18 protein-coding genes and 1 pseudogene are annotated in these 19,023 nt (G+C 60.1%); 14 read left to right on the plus strand and 5 right to left on the minus strand.

Annotated elements, in window-relative coordinates; all coding sequences use genetic code 11:
* Nucleotides 1-34: 34 nt before the first annotated feature.
* The 4 genes from fahA to ACQKRQ_RS24395 all read right to left on the minus strand — a co-directional run bounded on the left by fahA (nt 35) and on the right by ACQKRQ_RS24395 (nt 4,247).
* Nucleotides 35-1,342 carry a fumarylacetoacetase gene (fahA, locus tag ACQKRQ_RS24380; protein ID WP_427479939.1) on the minus strand — a complete coding sequence of 436 codons (1,308 nt, stop codon included), beginning with the start codon at nt 1,340-1,342 and terminating at the stop codon, nt 35-37.
* A 134-nt stretch (nt 1,343-1,476) separates the two neighbouring features.
* Nucleotides 1,477-2,742, minus strand: coding sequence for a CaiB/BaiF CoA transferase family protein (locus ACQKRQ_RS24385; protein WP_427479941.1), 1,266 nt, complete (start codon nt 2,740-2,742; stop codon nt 1,477-1,479).
* A gap of 1 nt (nt 2,743) precedes the next feature.
* Nucleotides 2,744-3,520, minus strand: a complete 777-nt coding sequence (locus ACQKRQ_RS24390; RefSeq protein ID WP_408319526.1) for an enoyl-CoA hydratase/isomerase family protein — start codon at nt 3,518-3,520, stop codon at nt 2,744-2,746.
* Nucleotides 3,521-3,950: 430 nt separating this feature from the next.
* Nucleotides 3,951-4,247 (minus strand): DUF1330 domain-containing protein, encoded by a 297-nt coding sequence (locus tag ACQKRQ_RS24395; RefSeq protein ID WP_427479943.1) that lies wholly within the window; start codon nt 4,245-4,247, stop codon nt 3,951-3,953.
* A gap of 161 nt (nt 4,248-4,408) precedes the next feature.
* Between ACQKRQ_RS24395 and ACQKRQ_RS24400 the strand changes: the two genes are divergently transcribed.
* The 14 genes from ACQKRQ_RS24400 (at nt 4,409) to ACQKRQ_RS24465 (ending at nt 18,567) form a co-directional block, all read left to right on the plus strand.
* Nucleotides 4,409-5,815, plus strand: coding sequence for an NAD-dependent succinate-semialdehyde dehydrogenase (locus ACQKRQ_RS24400; protein WP_427479945.1), 1,407 nt, complete (start codon nt 4,409-4,411; stop codon nt 5,813-5,815).
* A 77-nt stretch (nt 5,816-5,892) separates the two neighbouring features.
* A complete protein-coding gene (locus ACQKRQ_RS24405) occupies nt 5,893-6,825 on the plus strand; it encodes a 3-keto-5-aminohexanoate cleavage protein (protein WP_427479947.1) in 933 nt (310 codons plus the stop codon).
* Between the two features lie 156 nt (nt 6,826-6,981).
* Complete coding sequence (locus tag ACQKRQ_RS24410; RefSeq protein WP_132379674.1) at nt 6,982-7,413, plus strand: tautomerase family protein; 432 nt, start codon at nt 6,982-6,984, stop codon at nt 7,411-7,413.
* Between the two features lie 791 nt (nt 7,414-8,204).
* Nucleotides 8,205-9,224, plus strand: coding sequence for a LacI family DNA-binding transcriptional regulator (locus tag ACQKRQ_RS24415; RefSeq protein ID WP_427480288.1), 1,020 nt, complete (start codon nt 8,205-8,207; stop codon nt 9,222-9,224).
* A 113-nt stretch (nt 9,225-9,337) separates the two neighbouring features.
* Complete coding sequence (locus ACQKRQ_RS24420; protein WP_132379672.1) at nt 9,338-10,669, plus strand: ABC transporter substrate-binding protein; 1,332 nt, start codon at nt 9,338-9,340, stop codon at nt 10,667-10,669.
* A gap of 71 nt (nt 10,670-10,740) precedes the next feature.
* A complete protein-coding gene (locus ACQKRQ_RS24425) occupies nt 10,741-11,697 on the plus strand; it encodes a carbohydrate ABC transporter permease (RefSeq protein ID WP_132379670.1) in 957 nt (318 codons plus the stop codon).
* Complete coding sequence (locus tag ACQKRQ_RS24430) at nt 11,694-12,647, plus strand: carbohydrate ABC transporter permease (RefSeq protein ID WP_132379668.1); 954 nt, start codon at nt 11,694-11,696, stop codon at nt 12,645-12,647. Before ACQKRQ_RS24425 ends, ACQKRQ_RS24430 begins: the two co-directional genes overlap by 4 nt.
* Complete coding sequence (locus ACQKRQ_RS24435) at nt 12,644-12,838, plus strand: hypothetical protein (protein ID WP_427479950.1); 195 nt, start codon at nt 12,644-12,646, stop codon at nt 12,836-12,838. The genes ACQKRQ_RS24430 and ACQKRQ_RS24435 overlap by 4 nt, the downstream gene beginning before the upstream one ends.
* Nucleotides 12,839-12,841: 3 nt before the next feature.
* A complete protein-coding gene (locus tag ACQKRQ_RS24440) occupies nt 12,842-13,945 on the plus strand; it encodes an ABC transporter ATP-binding protein (protein WP_427479952.1) in 1,104 nt (367 codons plus the stop codon).
* A complete protein-coding gene (locus ACQKRQ_RS24445; RefSeq protein ID WP_132379662.1) occupies nt 13,938-14,984 on the plus strand; it encodes an ABC transporter ATP-binding protein in 1,047 nt (348 codons plus the stop codon). Before ACQKRQ_RS24440 ends, ACQKRQ_RS24445 begins: the two co-directional genes overlap by 8 nt.
* Nucleotides 14,981-15,619 (plus strand): dihydroxyacetone kinase subunit DhaL, encoded by a 639-nt coding sequence (gene dhaL / locus ACQKRQ_RS24450; RefSeq protein WP_427479954.1) that lies wholly within the window; start codon nt 14,981-14,983, stop codon nt 15,617-15,619. Before ACQKRQ_RS24445 ends, dhaL begins: the two co-directional genes overlap by 4 nt.
* Before the next feature lie 14 nt (nt 15,620-15,633).
* Nucleotides 15,634-16,623 carry a dihydroxyacetone kinase subunit DhaK gene (gene dhaK / locus ACQKRQ_RS24455; protein WP_132379658.1) on the plus strand — a complete coding sequence of 330 codons (990 nt, stop codon included), beginning with the start codon at nt 15,634-15,636 and terminating at the stop codon, nt 16,621-16,623.
* A 598-nt stretch (nt 16,624-17,221) separates the two neighbouring features.
* Nucleotides 17,222-17,506, plus strand: a complete 285-nt coding sequence (locus ACQKRQ_RS24460) for a DUF1488 domain-containing protein (protein ID WP_132379656.1) — start codon at nt 17,222-17,224, stop codon at nt 17,504-17,506.
* A 74-nt stretch (nt 17,507-17,580) separates the two neighbouring features.
* Nucleotides 17,581-18,567, plus strand: coding sequence for a zinc-dependent alcohol dehydrogenase family protein (locus ACQKRQ_RS24465; RefSeq protein ID WP_427479957.1), 987 nt, complete (start codon nt 17,581-17,583; stop codon nt 18,565-18,567).
* A gap of 81 nt (nt 18,568-18,648) precedes the next feature.
* Here ACQKRQ_RS24465 and ACQKRQ_RS24470 read toward each other — a convergent pair.
* Nucleotides 18,649-18,900: pseudogene (locus ACQKRQ_RS24470) on the minus strand (helix-turn-helix domain-containing protein); the annotation flags it as partial.
* Nucleotides 18,901-19,023 lie beyond the last annotated feature (123 nt).

The raw sequence follows: 19,023 nt of genomic DNA on the forward strand, positions 1-19,023 counted from the left end.
GTTGATACCGGTAATACGAGGCGCACTGCGGTTATCAAAGGTCGCCGTTCACTTCTGCGACGCACACTCCGAAGCCGATCGTCCTGAAACCTGCCCGCCTGCATCGGCCGGAGAAAGAGACGGTGTCCCCGTCTTCGAGATACGTTCGCACTTCGCCCGTCGGCAGAGTGATCGGTTCCCGCCCGTCGCGGGTCCGCTCCAGCAAACATCCGCTGTCAGCGCGCTCGGGTCCCGATACGGTGCCGCTCGAAATCAGATCACCGCTGCGCAACGGACACCCGTTACTGGCGTGGTGGGTCAGCATTTGCGATACGGACCAGTACTGATCTTTGAAGTTGGGGTTCGCCATATAGACGCCGGCTATGCCCGCCTGCCTCATGCTTCGGCTTTGCAGCGTGGCGCGCAGGGAGATGTCGATGGCTGCCGAGGCTATGTGGGAAGCCGACGTAAGGTGTGCCGCAAGCGGCGGCGCGTCGGCGCCACGTATTGGCGCGGCAACCCTGAATGGCGCAATCGCCTCTGCTGTGACCACCCATGGCGACGCACTGGTCATAAAGCTCTTCGCCAGAAAGGGACCCAGCGGTGCGCTTTCCCAGCGCTGGATGTCCCGCGCGGACCAGTCGTTGACAAGGCAGAGACCGAACAGGTGATTTTCAGCGGAGTCGACGGACAACCGCTTCATCGCATGCGTGTTCCCGCCCACGTAAAAGCCGACTTCGAGCTCGAAATCGAGCTTGGTCGTCGGCCGATATCCACTCGTCGCACTGGTTTGTCCGAGTGGCCGACGGCATGGCTCACCGCTGACCGTCACCGACGACGCTCGTCCGTGATAGGCAATCGGCATGCTTCTGAAGTTGGGATGGACGGGTGCGTCCGGCCTCACGAGTTCGCCGGCCCGTCTCGCGTGATAAATCGACGTATAAAAGTCGGTGAAATCTCCAATCTGCGATGGCAACATCATCGTGCATGCGCTCGCGGGCACCAGACAATTCGACACGGTCTCGCGAACCGCCCCTTCCGTGGACGAATGCAGCAGCGCAAACAGTTTGCGCCGCAATGCCGACGAAGACGCCCGTCCCAACGCCATCCATGCATTCAAGGTGTTCTGCCGCAGTGCGTCGTCTTCGGGCGAATGCAGCTCAATTGCGTCCGCCTCGAGCAATCGATGCACATCGAGAACAGCATCGCCGATGCGCACACCGATTCGCGGCATAAGGTTTGCCTCTGTACGAAATACGCCGAGAGGAAGGTTCTGCAAGGGGAAATCGGTTTCCAGCGTATTGGCGCTTGCAACCCAACTGAGCGCCGCTGCGTCGTGGGTCTCATCTATCGTAACGATCATGTTTCACTCCAGCGCAATCGACCGCTCGCGACGGTGGCGTGTCAATGCAAGACGCCGCCTGTCACGTGCAACAGTCGCGACAGCGCTTGCGCACGGGCTACAGCCCGTTAGCGCGCCGCGACACGTGGTTGCATTTAGTTGGCCCGTGCTTCCGCAACAACAGCGGCGTCGATCTCCTTCGCGGACGGTGGCGGGCCGCCGACCAGAATGCCCGCATCAATCGCCCGGCGAACCTCGCCCTCCGACAAGCCCGCACCGCGGAACACCTGCTCGTTGTGTTCGCCGCGAAATGCCGGTGCGCTGCGCATTCCAAGCTCGTCATCGGAAAAGCGCCATGGATAGCCGTGGATGAGATACGAACCGCCGCGGCGATCCGGGACCTCGTGCACAGCACCCCACTGCTTCGCCCAATCGGTCTCTGCCAATTCCTTCAGCGTACGGATCTGGCCTATCGCGATCTTGGCCTCGTCGAGCTGCGCATCGAGCGTCCTGAGATCGCGGAACGAGAGCATCCACGTCTGGATCACTGCGTGCAGTGCCTTGTAGTTCTGCAGGCGGCGCTCAGCGGTCCTGAAGCGTGGATCCTGCGCAAGGTCAATACGGCGCATGGCGCGCAAGTAATTCGGAAACGTGTTGCTGCCGATGATGCTTTGCGCTGCCACGAACTCTTCGCCGCCGGGGCCGACAAAATGCGGGCCGTCGGCGGCGCCGAGAATGCCTGGCTCTGCACCGGTATCGACACCCGCGAGATCGAGGTGAGCGCGTTCGTTGATCGACAGCATCACGGCAGCCATCGCGACGTCGATGTATTGGCCGCGCCCCGTTACTTCACGTTTGCGCATTGCTGCGAGCACGGCGATCGTCGCTTGCAGGCCAGCATAGACGTCCGCGTGCGACAGGGGATCGGTCCACCTGGGGCCGTCACCCGCGCTGTCGAAATGGCGCAATGTGTTGTGCGTGAATCCCGTTTCAGCCTGCACTGTCGGCGCGTAGGCCATGCGCGAGGCCCAGGGGCCGCGCTGGCCGTATCCGGTGATGGAGACGTAGACCAGCTTTGGATTGCGCCTCGCGAGCGTCTCGTAGTCGAGTCCAAACCCTTTGAGCGTGCCGGCCCGAAAATTCTCTACGATGATGTCCGCCTCGTCGCACAGGCGTAGTACAAGCTCTCGTGCGTGAGGCGCGTTCAGATCGATGCTGACGTTGCGTTTGCCGCTATTTTGCTGCGCGTAGTAGCCCGACATGCCGTCGCGATTCGGGAATGCGGCACGCGACACATCGGGCCGCGGCGGCTCGATCTTGATAACGTCGGCGCCGAGATCGGCCAGCGTCCGGGCGCACAGCGGACCTGCCAGCACCCGCGAAAAATCGACGACTTTGATTCCTTCGAGTGGTCCGGCCATGTCAATTCCCTTCGAAAGTGGCGGTGCCGGGGCCGGCGGTATCGAAGGCCTCAAGCCCACGCTTGAGATCTTGCGACGCCCAGATCGGCTTCTGCACTTCGAACATCGCTTCGTCGGCGGCAGCGACACCCTCGTTGACCGCGACCCGTACGAGCTGCTTGGTCGCGGCATGCGCGACGGTCGGGCCGGCCGCCAGTTCCTGCGCAACCGACAGCGCGACTTCATCGAGTTTGTCGTCGGGCACGACGAGATTGATCAGGCCCCAGCGTTCGAGCGTTGCCGCGTCGTAACGGCGGCCGAGCATCGCGAGCTCTTTTGCACGCGCTGGGCCGGCCCGCATCACCTGACGCTGGATGCCGCCGAGCAGCGGATGCAGGCCGAGCGCGACCTCGACTGACCCGATCTTGGCCGATTCGGCGACCACGCTGAAGTCGCAGGCGAGCGCCACTTCAAAGCCGCCGCCAAGGCATGTACCGTTCACCGCGACGACGATCGGGATCGGTAGTGTCTCGAAGCCGCGAAGCACCTCGAGCGGATCCATCAGCGCCTTGCCCTGCCTGGCAATGCGATCCGGGAAAAGCGAGACTTCGGCACCGGCCGAGAAGTGCCGCAGACCGCTGCGCAGCAGGATCGCGCGCGAGCCGCGTTTCACCGCTTCGTCGAATTCTTCGAGTAGCGCGCGATACAGCGTCGGACCCATCAGGTTATGTGGGCGACGGTTCATCGTAAGAACCGTCACATGACCTTTGAGTTCTTTCAGAACAATTGCTTCGTCCATTCTTGCTCCATTTCGTCAGGTTCAAGTGTTTTTCGATTTATATGTTAACAAGCATAACATAAGAGTGTTGTTCTGTTGCCAGCGTTTTCCCTGGCCGAAAAAGGAAGGACTGGAGAGGTTCGTTTCTTTGTCGCAGCAAAGACAATCAGACTACGGCGAGACCCGAGACGGGGTTCGACTATTCGAACGTCGTAATGCAGTCTGTGATGCGATATCGGTAGCATACCGAACGACAACAGAATGGCACGATCGATTCGATATACGTGTGCCCGTCAAGACCTGAGGTTGGTCCGGTCAGTGCATCGCGAAGCACTTCAACGCTCAGATAGCCTGGACATCAGGAGTGTGATGGACTGCTGGCGGCCCCAGAGTGAACAACGCTCGCGCTGTCATACAGTGCACTCGGCCTCGTTGGCCTCCAACGAGCCTCTCAGTCGTCGACGCCTGCGACGACGCGCGCGTCCCTTTCCGCTCCGTCCGCCAGTACGGCCAACGCTTTCTGATAAGCCTCGCTCTGAAACGTGGCAAGAGCCTGTTCGAAGCTCGGAAATTCGACCACGACGGTCCGTTCCTTGAGACCCGCCTGGAACGCAACGACCTCGCCGCCTCGCACCAGGAATTTCCCGCCGGCTGCCTTCACCACCTGTGTCGCGAGGACGCCGTATGCCGCGAGTTTGCTTGCGTCATGGACCTCCCGATACGCTGCCACCCAATATCCCTTTGCCATTTCGCTTCCTCAATTTAAAAAATACATGATCATAGTAACACCGTTAACATCAAGTTCAATGAGGGTTATTCCTGGTCAAAAAATTTAGTCGGAAGGTGAGATAACGGCGTTAACATTAGTCAATGCGGTGACTCAATGCCAACCTTTTTGCGGAGAACTCCATGCCGTACACGACTGTCAATCCTGCTACCGGCGAACTGCTCGCCACCTACGACGACATATCCGACCAATTGCTCGAAGCGAAGCTCGCTGCCGCGCATCGCGCTTTTGAAACCGATTGGCGCCGCCGTCCGGTCAGCGATCGGGCGCGCATTGTGTCGCGCGCCGCGGCGCTGTTGCGGGAAAAGGCTGTCGAATACGCCGGCTATCTGACGCTGGAAATGGGCAAACGCAGCGGTGAAGCGCTTAGGGAAGTCGAATCGGCGGCCAGCATTCTCGACTACTACGCGAAGCACGCACAAACCTATCTGCAGCCCCGGCCGCTTGCAGAAGCGCCCGGCGCGGCGGTGCACATTGAGCCGGTCGGTGTGCTGCTCGGCATCGAGCCGTGGAATTTACCGTACTACCAGATTGCGCGAGTGGCCGGGCCCCAACTGATGGTGGGTAACGTCCTGCTGCTCAAGCACGCCGAAAACGTGCCGCAATCGGCATTGGCCTTCGCGCGACTGTTCGAGGAAGCGGGTGCGCCCGAAGGCGTATATACGAATCTGTTCATCTCGATCGAGCAGGCCGGGCGCGTCATCGACGATCCGCGCGTCCAGGGTGTGACGCTGACGGGCAGCGAGCGCGCCGGCGCCGCCGTCGCCGAGCGTGCCGGCCGCAATCTGAAGAAAGTCGTGCTCGAACTGGGCGGCAGCGATCCGTTTATCGTACTCGAGGATGCGCCGCTCGACTGGGCGATCCAGAGCGCGGTCGCGGGCCGCATGTTCAATTCAGGTCAACTATGCGTCAGCTCCAAGCGCATCATCGTGGTCGGCAAGGCACGCGGCGACGCATTCCTCGAAGGCTTCGCGAAGCGGATGGCAGCGCTCGAGACCGGTGATCCGGCCGATCCGGCGACCGCCGTCGCCCCGGTAGCATCCGAGCGCGCGCTGAATCTGCTGCTTGCGCAGATCGATCGCGCGACATTGCACGGCGCGCGCATCGCATGTGGCGGCAAGCGCGTCCAGCGCCCGGGTTTCTACTTGCAACCGACTGTTCTAACCGACATCGCGCCGAAAAACCCGGTATTTGCCGAAGAACTGTTCGGCCCGGTCGCCGCTTTCCACGTCGTCGAGGACGAAGCCGCCGCGATCGCACTCGCCAATGGCACGCCATTCGGTCTCGGCGCGTCGGTGTTCACCGCGGATACCGAACGCGGCGAGCGGGTCGCCGCGCAGATCGACAGCGGCATGGTGTTCGTCAATCAGCCGTTCGGCACGGCGGCGGAACTGCCATTCGGTGGCGTCAAGCGTTCAGGTTTTGGCCGGGAGCTGTCTCAGTTGGGCTTCGACGAGTTCGTCAACAAGAAGCTGATCAGGGTTGCCCCCGTCGGGGCGGCACCGTTCGGCCCTGCACGGGCCGCTTGAACGGGGAGCCTGACGCTGCTCCATGACGAAGGGCGCGATTGTGGCGCCTCGTTCCTCTTTCCCTTTGACCGAACACTATGATGAACAAGACGATTATCAGTTGCGCGATAACTGGAAGCGACGATACCCCGCGGCTGAGCCCTGCAGTGCCCGTGACGCCCGAGCAAATCGCCAATGAGGCGATTGCTGCATGTGAGGCCGGTGCGAGCATCGCGCACATCCATGTTCGTGACCCCAGGACTGGCGTTCCAAGCACTGAGCTGTCGCTCTACAAAGAAGTCGTTTCCCGTATCCGCGGTGGTGGGTGCCCGATATTGATCAATCTGACGACGGGCCCGGGTGCACGTTTCGTTCCGAGCGACGAAGACCCGAACCGGGGAAGTGAATTGAGTACGATGATGACGCCCGAGGCCCGCGTCCAACATGTGCTCGAGTTGCGTCCAGAAATCTGCACTCTGGACGTAGCGACCATGAACTTCGGCAATCGCGCATTCGTCAACGTGCCCGACCATCTCGTCAAAATGGCAACCTTGATTGAGGAAGCAGGCGTGAAGCCGGAAATCGAGGTATTCGATCTCGGGCACGTGCGCCTCGCGCGCCACCTGATCGAAACGCAGGGGATTCTTCAGGCTCCGCTGTTCCAGTTGTGTCTTGGTGTTCCATGGGGAGCCTCCGCCGACACCGAGAGCCTTCTTCAGATGAAGCGGTATCTGCCCGAGAATGCGCATTGGTCGGCGTTCGGCATCTCGCGCGCCCAATTTCCGATCGTGGCGCAAAGCGTGATTCTTGGCGGCCATGTCCGCGTCGGTCTCGAGGACAATCTTTATCTTGCCAAAGGCGAACTGGCACCGGGCAACGCGGCACTGGTTAAACGTGCGGTAGCTATCGTCAAAAGTATCGGCGCAGACGTGGCAACGCCTGACGAGGCTCGCAGCATACTCGGCCTTCCCGGTCGCCAATACAACGGGGTAAGAGCGTGCTACGGTGCCGAGCGGGATCGCCTTCCCTAAGAACGCTGCGCTGTGAGGAGCAATGGTTTTAACCGGTAGCCTATCCCTGGGCTACCGATACCGCCGCCTCACTGATGTCAAATTCATCACTTCTCGCAAGAGACTTAGATGTTCTGACTTAAGAAACGCGGCATCTATTGATGCATGGAGACAAAAATGCCTTTGTGGAACATCTATCATCCGGTCGGCGCCTACACGGCAGATGACAAGCAGGAAATGGCCAAGCGAATCGCCGACATTTACATCATTCCTCGCTTCTACGTAGGGGTTCTGTTTCATGAACAGCCGAAAGACTCCTTCTTCATGGGGGGTGAGCCGCGAAGCGACTTTGTCAGAATCAGATTAGACCAATTCGCCAGACACATTTCCAAGGACGTCGAGTGGACCGCGTCCTGGCTGCGCAAGGCGAACGCTGCGATTGCGCCATTCGTCCAGGATCGGGGCTATCACTACGAGTTGCACGTCGGCGAAACGCCGCGAGAACTGTGGTTGATCGACGGCATTCGACCACCTCGGCCTGATACGGAAGCTGAGAAGAAATGGAAGCTTGAAAACCGGGCGTCGCCATATGATCCGAACGAAGGTTGAATGGGTTGGTTTGGTCTGAAGCAGCGCCGGCGGCTGCACTGACCGCGACACCCGCGCCGTCGTCGGAGGTGCTGGACGTCGTCGGATCGAAGCACGGGTAGCGGTCCCGCATCGAGGCGGGCCGCTGCGCGGCGACAGTGTGGCCGCCAATGTCACACGCGCGGAATGCCCCTCGAGGTTAATCGCCGCCCGCAGTGCTGCCCGGAAAGCCGTCGCTCATCTATCGAGCCGAAACGGCGCACAGCCGTAACAATCCGTCGCAGCAAAGGTATGTGTTTGGCGGTGTCGTGAGCGTGGGACGGCCGAGGCGGATCGCTCCGGCTAATGAATTGTGAATAGACCTGGGTCGGTAAATGGCCGTTTCCATTTGTGCGACCCAAGGCACACGCGAGCACTTCATTGCTTCAGAACTCGCTCGCCGCCCGACGTCACCCCCAATCTCCCAATGGAGTCGCTGCGTTCAACGCGGTAAACGATGACTTCAAATTCCTCGTGCACCACCGTTCAAGCGTCGTGGGTGCCTGCGAAGATCAACTACAAACCGCGGACCGTAGCTAGTCGGCCGGGATTCTCTCTTCGGGCGCCAGGCGCCGCCGCACGCCGTCAACTCTCAGTGCGATTCGCGATCCCGTGCCCGCTGCGCCGTCCCTTGCGCTCGCAGCCCTATCAAGGGTCGCTCTGTTCATCAAAGCAATGACGCTTTTTCCTTGGAGAAAAAGCTTGCATTTTTTTTAGAAAAAACTACCTTCAGTAAAACAAAACAATTCTTCGCTCGGCACCGGAGGAGACCCATGCCGGCTACTCGTACGATGATTGCGCGTCGGGCTGGCGTCAGCGTGGCCACGGTCGATCGTGTCCTGCGCGACGATCAGGCTGTGCGTCCGGAAACTGCCGAACGCGTGCATCTTGCACTCGCGAATCTGCGTGATGAGCGGGCGAGCCGCGGCCGGCCCGCAAAGGTCAGCTCGTTCCGAGTCGCGTTCGTGCTGCCGCAAGTGAACTCCCGCTTTCTCGATCACGTCGAGCGAGATATTGCGCTGTCGGCCAGCTTCTTTCGCGAGCATCGCATAACGCCTTCGTTTTACCGCTGCGATTTTTCCAGCCAACGCGAGACCGCGGCATTCGCCGCTGAAGTGATCGACTACGACGCGCTGGTTCTCGCACCTCTCGACTATCCGTGGGTTGAGCGTTTCATCGAAGAGATGAGCGATGCTCACGTGCCAGTCGTCACAGTGTTCTCCGATTTACCCGCAAGCCGGCGCGCCGCGTACGTGGGTGTCGACAACAGGATTGCCGGACGCACGGCAGGACTACTGATGGGGCGCTTCCTTTGCGCGAAGCTCGGCACTGTTGCCGTGCTATCGGGATCGTCGCGTCTGCATGACCAGGTGGAACGTCGCACCGGCTTTTCGCAAGTGTTGGAGGAGGACTTCCGCAACCTGCGCTGGATCGCCGAACCGGACTTCGCCGAAGACGACGATGGCGCCGGCCTTGCCGTACAGGGCTTAAATGCGCGCCATTCGGACCTGGTCGGCGTGTATGTGACGGGCGGCGGCATTTCCGGCATTGCAGCGGCATTGCAGGAGTCCGGCGACAAGGTTCACCTCGTCCTGATTGGCCACGAATGCACTGCGGAGACCCGCACCCAACTGTCGGAACGTGCGATCGACGTGATACTCGATCAGGACGTGCGCGGCATTGTCCATTGGGCTGGGCTCGCCGCGATTAATTTTCTTAACGACGTCCGGGGGGCGCTTGCCATCCCCACGCCGGAGACCCGGATTTATCTTCGTGAGAATGCGCATGCCTGACGCTCGCGACACGCGGATCGACTTCTGATCTGCCAGAGCCGAAATGCGGTGCCCGGCGCATGGGCGCTGAATGTCATCAGGTTGGAGACCCGAGAAAGACAAGGAGAAGAGACATGGTACGTCTAACGTCAGCGAGGGTAGTGGCGGCAACCCTCATATCGCTGGGGCTCGGCACTGCAACGGGCGCGCAGGCACAGGACAAGCAGTTGACACTCTGCTGGGCGGCATGGGATCCCGCCAATGCACTGGTCGAACTGTCGAAGGATTTCACGACCAAGACCGGCATCAAGATGAAGTTCGAGTTCGTACCGTGGACCAGTTATGCCGACCGATTCATCAATGAACTCAATTCGCACGGTAAGTTGTGTGATCTGATCATTGGCGACAGTCAGTGGATCGGCGGCGCGGCGGTCAATGGACATTACGTGAAGCTCAACGACTTCTTCACCAAGAACAAGATCTCTATGAACGACTTCGTGCCGGCAACGGTGGTGGGATATTCGGAGTGGCCAAAGAATACGCCGAACTATTGGGCCCTACCTGCGATGGCTGACGCGGTCGGATGGACTTACCGCAAGGACTGGTTTGCGCGCCCAGAACTGCGCGCGGAATTCAAGCAGAAATACAACCGTGAGCTCGCGCCGCCTACTACGCTCGATGAACTCAAGCAGACTGCGGAATTCTTCCAGGGTCGAAAGATTGACGGCAAGACGGTCTATGGCGTGTATATCTTCACGGAGCGTGGATCCGAGGGAATCACGATGGGCGTGACCAATGCCTTGTACAACTTCGGCTTTGAGTATCAGGATCCCAAGAAGCCCTATCACCTCGATGGCTTCGTGAACTCGCCGGGCGCGGTGAAGGGGCTCGAATACTACAAGGCACTCTATAAGTGCTGCACGGCGCCAGGCATGACCAACGCCTACATGCAGGAAGGGCTCGACGCGTTCAAGTCGGGTCAGGTGGCGATGCAGATGAACTGGTTTGCATTCTTTCCAGGGCTTTATAAAGACCCGAATGTCGGTGGCGACAAAATCGGCTTCTTCGTCAATCCGCGTGAGCTGAAGCAATACACTCAGTTGGGCGGGCAGGGCATCTCGGTCGTCTCGTACTCGGACCATAAAGAAGACGCGCTCGAATATATCAAGTGGTTTGCGCAACCTGACGTGCAGAAGAAATGGTGGCAACTGGGCGGCTATTCCGCGGCCAAATCAGTGGTCGACGCACCGGACTTTCCGAAGAGCGCACCGTTCGCACCCGCGTTCCTGAAGTCGATGGCAATCGTCAAAGACTTCTGGGCAGAGCCGGCTTATGCCGAACTGTTGCTCGACATGCAGAAGCGTGTGCACGATTACGTCGTGGCCGATAAGGGCACGGCCAAAGATGCGTTGGATCTGCTGGTGAAAGACTGGACCAAGGTCTTTAAGCAAGAAGGGAAGTATTAGGTTTTAGCTGGACTTGACTGGACCGGCGACGGCTGAACGGCCTGTCTCTGGTCCGCTTAAAGGAGCCAGGCATGTTGGCAGATAAGCCATTTTCTCCCACGAGTCTCGAAGCGGGAGCGTCAACGCGCATAGCGAAGCGGCTAAGTGGACTGTCGGATCGGGCCATCGCGTGGCTCTTCATTCTTCCGACCATTCTGCTGCTTCTTGCGATCAACATCTTTCCGTTGATCTGGGCGCTTCGCCTGTCGTTCACCAACTTCAAGTCGAACATGCCGAGCGTGCCGGCGCGTTTCGTCGGTATCGACAATTATGTCGACATCCTGACCGACGAAGATATCTGGTACGCGATGCAGGTGACCGCGCGTTTCGTGTTCTGGTCGGTCGGGTTGGAGGTGCTGCTCGGATTCGGTCTTGCATTGCTGATCAACCGGCAGTTCCGCGGACATAGCTTCTGGACTACGCTAATCCTGCTGCCGATGATGCTATCGCCTGCGGTAGTCGGCAACTTCTGGACGTTCCTGCTGCAACCGCAGACGGGGCTTTTCAACGATATCGTCAGCTTCTTCACCGGCATCGCGCCGGGGTCATTCCAGATGATCGGCGACGTAGCGCTCGCGCCGTGGACCATTGTGATGGTCGATACGTGGATGTGGACACCGTACGTCATGCTCATCTGCCTGGCGGGCCTGCGTTCAATTCCCGACTATATCTACGAAGCAGCGGAAGTGGACCGCGCGACGCCGTGGCGTCAGTTCTGGTCGATCACGTTGCCCATGACCATGCCGTTCCTGATGCTGGCGGTTTTGTTTCGCGGCATCGAAAACTTCAAGATGTTCGATATGGTGAACCTGCTGACATCGGGCGGCCCGGGCTCGGTTACCGAAACGGTATCGATCACGCTTAAGCGTGCCGCGTTCGAAAAGTGGCAGACAGGTTATTCGTCCGCGCTCGCAATCATTCTCTTCGTGACGGTATTCGGTGCGGCAAACATTTACGTGAAGGCACTTAACCGGATCAAACAGCGATGAGGCCGACTACGACACAACATTCCGTGGTGGCGTCATCTCCGCGCGCCAAGCGCTTCGCGGCTGCGGTCGTTATCACGTATGCGCTGATTGCTACGTTACCGATGGTCTGGATCTTCCTGACGAGCTTCAAGACGCAGGAAGATGCGATAGCATATCCGCCCGTCGTGCTGTTCCAGCCTTCCATGGAAGGCTATGTAAACCTGCTCACGATCCGCTCGCGGCAGACACCCGAGTTCATTGCGAGCCTGCCGCCTGCGCGGACCTGGTATGAGCGTGAGGTGCGCAAGCGCAACATGGTGATCGCCGGACCTTCGAAAGTTTTGCCGCGCTTCATGAATTCGCTTGTCATTGGATTTGGCTCGACGTTTCTTGCGGTATTTCTCGGCACGCTGGCGGCATACGCGTTTTCGCGCTTCAAGGTGCCGCTGTCCGACGATCTGCTGTTCTTTATTCTCTCCACACGGATGATGCCGCCCATTGCCGTCGCCATTCCGATCTACCTGATGTATCGCGCGCTGGGTTTGAGCGACAGCTATGTCGGCATGATTGTGCTGTACACGGCGGTGAATGTCTCACTTGCGGTGTGGCTGCTTAAAGGTTTCATGGATGAGATCCCGCGCGAGTACGAAGAGGCTGCGCTAGTGGATGGCTACACGCGTTTGCAGGCCTTCGTGAAGGTGGTGTTGCCGCAAGCGATGACGGGCATTGCCGCTACAGCGATCTTCTGCCTGATCTTTGCATGGAACGAATACGCGTTTGCTTCGCTGCTGACAAGCGGCGATGCGCAGACCATGCCGCCATTCATTCCATTCATCATCGGAGAAGGCGGTCAGGACTGGCCGGCCGTTGCAGCTGCAACAACATTATTCGTGCTGCCGATTCTCTTTTTCACCGTCCTGCTGCGCAAGCATCTGTTGCGGGGCATTACCTTCGGAGCCGTGCGCAAATGAAACGCGAAGTCATTCCGCCGCACCGCCGGCTGTTACGTCGCAGCTACAGCGAGGGTGCATCGACGGTGCTGATCGGCTTAGGTGTAGCGATGCTTGTGCAGCCGTTTTCATTGGCGCTCTTCACCTGGTCGTTTCCGGTCCTTTTGGTGGGCGCGCTCGCGTTCGTCGTCACCAGCCATTTTCCCGGCTGAATCATGTCTACGATCGTTCTCGCTCATCTCCACAAGCGCTTCGACGATTTTGTCGCGGTGCGTGACACCAGCCTGACCATCGGTGCGGGACGCTTCGTCGTGCTGCTCGGACCGTCAGGCTGCGGCAAGACCACAACGCTGCGGATGATTGCGGGGCTGGAACTGCCGACTTCCGGGCAGATCCTGATCGATGGTGAGGATGTCACTGCGTTGCGCGCGCGGCAACGCGATATTGCTTTCGTGTTCCAGATGTTTGCGCTATATCCACATATGACGGTGCGCAATAACATCGCTTTTCCACTGAGGAACGAACACGTGTCGCGCAGCGAGATTGCTGCCCGGGTCGATGCAGCGGCGCATATGCTGCGCATCGAGAACATTCTCGATCGTAAGACTGGCGGCCTGTCCGGTGGCGACCGGCAACGCGTGGCGCTCGGCCGCGCGATCGTGCGGCAACCGAAGGCATTCTTGATGGACGAACCGCTCGGCACGCTCGACGCGGACTTTCGTGAACTGATGTGTCTGGAATTGCGCAAACTGCACAACGCGCTCGCTGCCACCACGGTGTACGTCACACACGATCAGAGTGAGGCGATGGCCATGGCGGACGATATCGTCGTGATGAATCAAGGTGAAGTGTTGCAGGCGGGCTCGCCCCATGAGATTTATCACTTCCCCGCGACAGTGTTCGTCGGCAACTTCATCGGCAGTCCGCCCATGAATTTCTTGCCCGTCGACGAGCCGGTTACGGAAGGACAGGAGCAGGTGAGTCTGCATGGCGCGTCGGTTTCCGTACCGCGTTGCGATGTCGCTGCCGCGCACGTATTGCTGGGAATCAGACCGGAGCACGTCATGATCGACGAGCACGGTCCGCTGCGCGGTCAGGTGATCGCCGACGAATACCTCGGCTCGCACCAGGTGTTGGCGGTTGAAACCGCGCTCGGCGTCGTGCGCGTGCGGGCAAGCAAAGACGCTGGTGTTGCCGCGGGCACGATCGTCGGTCTGTCGTTTCGGAAAGGACGCACGCTGCTTTATGACGCCGCTACTGAACGCCTGCTGCCGGGCGCTGCTTCCACGCTTTCTGTCAACGGAGACGTTCATGGCTGAAGTCCAGCTACGCAATGTATCGAAGCGCTTCGGCAACATCGTTGCGGTGGACGACCTGTCGATCGAGGTTAAAGACGGGGAATTCGTCGTGTTGCTCGGACCGAGCGGCGCGGGCAAAACCACTACGCTGCGCCTGGTCGCGGGACTGGAACGTCCCGATGCCGGCGACGTGCTGATCGACGGCGCGGTCGCCACCGGCGTGCATCCTTCCGATCGCGATGTCGCGTTTATCTTTCAGCAATACTCGTTGTATCCGCATCTGACTGTGTTCGGCAATCTTGCGTTTCCGCTGCGCTCGCCACGTCGTCGCAGCAGCGAGGAACAGGTCCGCGCGCGCGTGCATGCGGTCGCGCAGATGCTGCATATGGAAGCGAAGCTCGACAACATGGCAACGCATTTGTCCGGCGGCGAAATGCAGCGAGTCGCGATCGGGCGTGCGCTCGTGCGCGAGCCGAAAGTGTTTCTGATGGATGAACCGCTGTCATCGCTCGATGCAAAACTGCGTGAGGAATTACGTATCGAGCTGAAGCGGCTGCATCGTACGATTGGCGCGACCATTCTCTATGTCACGCATGATCAGGTGGAAGCCACCACACTCGCCGACCGCATCGGCATTCTTGAACACGGCCGTCTGGTGCAGCTCGGCACACCGCGCGAGGTCTACGGTAATCCGGTTTCATTGAGCGCGGCGCAGCGGCTCGGCTCGCCGCCGATCAACCTGTTGCCGCCAACGCTGTTCGATTCAGCAGCGGTGCCGACCGGCACCGCGACCGTGGCGATTCGTCCTGAAGACGTGGTCCTGCACGAGGGCGACGCGCGTGATTCACCCGGCACCCATCATGCACGCGACGCACTCGACCTGAAGGTGCTCGAATACTCACCGCTGCGTCATCTGTTGATTCTAGAGCACGCAGGAACTGCGGTTGTGGCGACCACGATGGCCGAGCGCAATTTCAGCCCGGGGCAGTCGGTGGGCGTTTCGCTGCCCGCTCGCAGCCTCTTATATTTCCGTGCAGACGGCAGGAGGATCCCGACATGAACGGCAAAACGGTCATGGAGTGTATCGACGCCGCATACGCAGCGCTCAAGGAACACACGGACGAAATAGCCGTACTCGACCAGCAGATCGGCGATGGCGATCACATCTTCAATCTGCTGCGCGGCATGGAGGCCTTGCTTGCAATGCGTGCGGACATCGAAGCGGAAACCTTAGGGGCCGCGTTGGAACTCGCGGCGAACAAGGTGCTGTCGACGGTCGGCGGATCATCCGGGCCGCTGTTCTTTTCGTTGCTGAACGGGATGGCGAAAGCATCGGCGAACAATCCGCTGGATGTTACGGGCACCGCCCTCATGTTTGCGGCGGGCGTCGAAGCGGTCGGACAGCGGGGTAAGACGGGCGTAGGCAGCAAGACGATGATGGACGTGCTGATTCCCGTTGCCGCGCGCTTCAAGGAGCTTGCGACCATCGAATCACTTACGTCGCGAAAAACAGTGCTGGATGAATTGCCGCAGGTGGCCGAGCAGAACATGCTCGCCACCCGCGATATGCTCGCGACCAAAGGGCGAGCATCGTTTCTGGGCGAACGCTCGCGCGGTCATATCGACCCCGGTGCGCGTTCCAGTCAGATCATGATCACCGCCGTATGCGCGCATCTGGCGCGCAACCCGGTGTGAAAGGAGGCCAGACCATGAAAAAATTCATCAACCACGTCGACGACTTCCTCGCCGAAAGTCTGGCGGGATTTGCATCCGCGCATAGCGACCTGGTCGTGCTCAACAACGAACCGGTGTACGTGCGTCGTAAGACGCTTAAACCGGGCAAAGTGGCATTGATATCGGGCGGCGGTTCGGGGCATGAGCCGTTGCACTCCGGTTTTGTGGGCTATGGAATGCTCGACGCAGCCTGCCCCGGTCAAGTCTTCACATCACCTACGCCGGATCAGATGATGGCCGCTGCCGACGCTGTCGATACCGGTGCGGGGGTGCTATTCATCGTGAAGAATTATTCGGGTGACTTGATGAACTTCGAAATGGCGTCGGAGATGTCCGAGATCCCAAACGCGATGGTGCTGATCAACGATGACGTGGCAGTGGAAAACTCCAGCTACACGACCGGGCGGCGTGGTGTAGCTGGCGCGGTGATCGTTGAGAAGCTGGTAGGCAGCATGGCCGAAAGCGGCGCCGACCTTGAACAGTGCAAGGCGTTCGGCGACCGGATCAACAAGCGCACCGCTTCGATGGGTGTGGCGTTCAGCAGTTGCACCGTGCCGGCCGCGGGAACGCTGACGTTCAAGATTGGCGATGACGAGATCGAAGTGGGTGTGGGCATTCACGGTGAGCCGGGCCGGCGCCGCGCAAAGTTCTCAGGCGCCGATGCGATTGCGGGAGAGCTGCTCAAAGCGATCGTCGATGACCTCAAGCCCCAAGCCGGGGCTGAATTGCTGGTGCTCATCAACGGCCTTGGTGGAACACCGCTTGGCGAGCTTTACCTGCTCTTCAACTCGACGCGCGCGTGGCTTCAGCAACGCGACCTGAAGGTCGGCCGGGCACAGGTGGGTGCGCTGACGACTTCGCTCGAGATGGCGGGCGCCTCGATTACGTTATGTGTGCTGGACGACGAAATGGCCCGCCACTGGGACAGCCCGGTCCATACGCCGTCGTTGCGTTGGGGGATGTAGGGCGCGCTGGCTGCGAGAAACGCGCTGGTGCGGTGATTGACTGTCGCTACTGTGGTGGTTCGGTCTCACTACGGGCGTGGTCGGTGTTTCGTGCCCGGATCAGCAGTATGCAGCTGGCGTTAATCTCGCGTGCGCTCATCCGGCGGAGTTGGGGTCGTGAGGCGGCGCGAAATCCTGACTCGTAACGCGGCGTCCCACGCCGTTGCGAGCGGCTTTGGAAGATTGGTCCGCAGCGATCCGGTCAGCATTGGCGCCATGACCAGAAGAATCAGGACCAGTACAAATCACATCGAACAGCGGCGCGATGTTGATTTCAGCAAGAGGTTAGTCCGCGTCTTGTGCATTCGAATGCGAAACCATGCGAGTACCTCCTCCCCGGTGCGTGCTCGGCGCAACGCGAAAACCGTTCCGTTGCGCAACGCTCACCAGTAGGGGCGGCGAGTCGTGTGCCATTGACCTCGGTCAACCTGGATGCACGGCCCGAATTTGACGTGCCGCGCATAGCTCCTATGCTGGTGACAGGCGGGCGTCGCGCAGGCCGACCGCCTCGAAGGGTGGCGCGCCCCGTTACAGCTTCCTTTCCTGCGCAGCGAACCAGGTGATGGTCATGAAGATCCATTTCCCCGAAGAATGTCCTGAGTATTGCGCGCGCGACCTCGTCGTCGCGTTCCCGGCCGAAGTGAATGGTGTCCGCGTCCAGTGCGCGATCACCGCCGAAGCGCTCGAAGATCATTTCGGTGCCGCTTCCCTGCGCGAAGATGATCTGATTGGCGCGTTCAACTCGAACCGGCATCCTATCGAACACGCGGCGAGACAGTTGCTCAACGAGATCGGCGGCAAACCTATGCTCCTACACAGCGGTTATTTCCGTTTTTGCGAGTGAATTCCGGGCGAGGCGGCCGAGTGCGGTCGTGTCCTTCCCGGTGTGAACCGGCTTGGAGTTTCAAGGAGAACGGTATGCGTGCAATGGTGTTCGACGGTAGCGCAGCATCGCTGCGAGAGCAGGAGGTGCCCGACCCCGCCGCCGGTCCCGGCCAGATCCTGATCGATATTCACGCGTGCGGCGTGTGTCGCACCGATCTTCATCTGGTGGACCATGAACTCGAGCATCCCAAACGGCCCGTCATTCCGGGCCACGAAATCGTCGGCACGGTAGCCAGGCTCGGCGCGGGCGTGACGGGGTTCGCCGTTGGCGACCGGGTGGGGGTGCCGTGGGTCGGCCACACCTGCGGGCATTGCCGTTACTGCCTGTCGGCGCGGGAAAATCTGTGCGACGAACCCGGCTTCACGGGCTATACGATCGACGGCGGTTACGCTGAGCGCACCGTCGCCGACAGCCGCTACTGCTTTCATCTGCCGGAGCAGTACACGGACATCGAGGCGGCGCCGCTGCTATGCGCCGGTCTCATCGGCTATCGCACCTTGAGCATGGCGGGCAACGCGCAGCGGATCGGCATCTACGGTTTCGGCGCCGCGGCGCATATCGTCGCGCAGGTTGCGCGTCATCAGCAACGCACGGTGTATGCGTTCACGCGCTCCGGCGATCACGCAGCCCAGCAACTCGCGCTGCGTCTCGGCGCGGCGTGGGCGGGCAGCAGCGACGAGGCGCCGCCCGACGAACTCGATGCGGCATTGCTTTTCGCACCGATCGGTGCGCTCGTTCCGCAAGCATTGCAAGCGGTTGCGAAGGGTGGTGTGGTGGTCTGCGGCGGGATTCACATGAGCGATATTCCGTCGTTCCCTTACGCGTTTCTGTGGGGCGAGCGACGCGTGGTGTCGGTCGCGAATCTGACCCGCGATGATGGGCTCGCCTTCATGCGAATTGCAGCCGAGACGCGTCTCAAGATTGAAACGACGAGTTATCCGCTGACGGAGGCCAATCGGGCGCTGAGCGATCTGCGCGATGGCAGGCTGACAGGTGCGGCCGTGCTCGTCATCCGATAGCGTGGCCGGTCTTGATGGCTGACGCCGTTCCATGATGGTGGCGTTGACCGCCGCGAGCCGGAATGCGAGCCGATTCCGGCTTCAAACCCGCACAAGGCCCTCGTGATCGAGAATCCGGATGTCCTTGCCGTGTGTATCGAGCAATCCGTCGCGCTGAAATTTGGAGAGCATCCGGCTCACTGTTTCGAGCTTGATCCCCAGATAGCTGCCGATTTCCTCGCGTGTCATGCGCAGGTGAAATTCGGCCGGCGAATACCCGCGCATTCTCAGGCGGTCAGACAGATTCAGCAGGAACGTCGCCACCCGCTGTTCGGCGGACATCGTGCCGAGCAATTCTTCACCTCGCTATCACTTCGCACATCCGTTTCTTCACTGTCGAACTGTACAAAAAGCCACGGGCAGTCGCAGGCATGAAATCAGTGCAACAGTCAGACAACTTATCAGGCGCATGTCTAT

The sequence above is a fragment of the Paraburkholderia sp. NPDC080076 genome, from assembly GCF_050281145.1.
Taxonomy (GTDB): Bacteria; Pseudomonadota; Gammaproteobacteria; order Burkholderiales; family Burkholderiaceae; genus Paraburkholderia.

Coding starts and splice junctions, on each gene's coding strand:
- fahA (WP_427479939.1), bottom strand. CDS start 1,342: ATGATCGTTACGATAGATGAGACCCACGACGCAGCGGCGCTCAGTTGG.
- ACQKRQ_RS24385 (WP_427479941.1), bottom strand. CDS start 2,742: ATGGCCGGACCACTCGAAGGAATCAAAGTCGTCGATTTTTCGCGGGTG.
- ACQKRQ_RS24390 (WP_408319526.1), bottom strand. CDS start 3,520: ATGGACGAAGCAATTGTTCTGAAAGAACTCAAAGGTCATGTGACGGTT.
- ACQKRQ_RS24395 (WP_427479943.1), bottom strand. CDS start 4,247: ATGGCAAAGGGATATTGGGTGGCAGCGTATCGGGAGGTCCATGACGCA.
- ACQKRQ_RS24400 (WP_427479945.1), top strand. CDS start 4,409: ATGCCGTACACGACTGTCAATCCTGCTACCGGCGAACTGCTCGCCACC.
- ACQKRQ_RS24405 (WP_427479947.1), top strand. CDS start 5,893: ATGATGAACAAGACGATTATCAGTTGCGCGATAACTGGAAGCGACGAT.
- ACQKRQ_RS24410 (WP_132379674.1), top strand. CDS start 6,982: ATGCCTTTGTGGAACATCTATCATCCGGTCGGCGCCTACACGGCAGAT.
- ACQKRQ_RS24415 (WP_427480288.1), top strand. CDS start 8,205: ATGCCGGCTACTCGTACGATGATTGCGCGTCGGGCTGGCGTCAGCGTG.
- ACQKRQ_RS24420 (WP_132379672.1), top strand. CDS start 9,338: ATGGTACGTCTAACGTCAGCGAGGGTAGTGGCGGCAACCCTCATATCG.
- ACQKRQ_RS24425 (WP_132379670.1), top strand. CDS start 10,741: ATGTTGGCAGATAAGCCATTTTCTCCCACGAGTCTCGAAGCGGGAGCG.
- ACQKRQ_RS24430 (WP_132379668.1), top strand. CDS start 11,694: ATGAGGCCGACTACGACACAACATTCCGTGGTGGCGTCATCTCCGCGC.
- ACQKRQ_RS24435 (WP_427479950.1), top strand. CDS start 12,644: ATGAAACGCGAAGTCATTCCGCCGCACCGCCGGCTGTTACGTCGCAGC.
- ACQKRQ_RS24440 (WP_427479952.1), top strand. CDS start 12,842: ATGTCTACGATCGTTCTCGCTCATCTCCACAAGCGCTTCGACGATTTT.
- ACQKRQ_RS24445 (WP_132379662.1), top strand. CDS start 13,938: ATGGCTGAAGTCCAGCTACGCAATGTATCGAAGCGCTTCGGCAACATC.
- dhaL (WP_427479954.1), top strand. CDS start 14,981: ATGAACGGCAAAACGGTCATGGAGTGTATCGACGCCGCATACGCAGCG.
- dhaK (WP_132379658.1), top strand. CDS start 15,634: ATGAAAAAATTCATCAACCACGTCGACGACTTCCTCGCCGAAAGTCTG.
- ACQKRQ_RS24465 (WP_427479957.1), top strand. CDS start 17,581: ATGCGTGCAATGGTGTTCGACGGTAGCGCAGCATCGCTGCGAGAGCAG.